Origin of the sequence: Emticicia sp. W12TSBA100-4, assembly GCF_040253585.1 — a bacterium.
GTDB lineage: Bacteria > Bacteroidota > Bacteroidia > Cytophagales > Spirosomataceae > Emticicia.
This window is the reverse complement of sequence record NZ_JBELAU010000096.1, coordinates 1-337: the sequence shown is the minus strand read 5'-3', so window position 1 is coordinate 337 and position 337 is coordinate 1. Positions and strand designations below refer to the sequence as shown.

Below are 337 nucleotides of genomic sequence, written 5' to 3'. Positions count from 1 at the left end.
GCCCCAACAAGTGCAGGTGGCAATCGTTGTGGTCCAGGTAGTATAACAATGACCGCAAGTGGCTGTTCGGGCGGAACGATCTCATGGTACAGTTCATTAACAGGTGGCACCGCTTTAGTCACAGGAACAACTTACACCACCCCAAGCATTTCGACCACGACGACCTATTATTTAGAATGTAGCTTAAATGGCTGTGTTAGCACAACGAGAAGCACGGCAGTTGCAACGATCAATTCAATTCCAACCGCCAGTGCCACGGGAGATACACAGTGTGTAGGTTCGATAGTAACACTGGGATCAAGTGGAGGAAGTACTTATTCGTGGTCTGGTCCAAGTG

1 protein-coding gene is annotated in these 337 nt (G+C 49.0%); it reads left to right on the top strand.

Translation table 11 applies throughout. The annotated features are described in order from the left end of the window. The coding region (locus ABR854_RS25915; RefSeq protein WP_502881247.1) for an immunoglobulin domain-containing protein at positions 1-337 on the top strand (337 nt) is incomplete at both ends.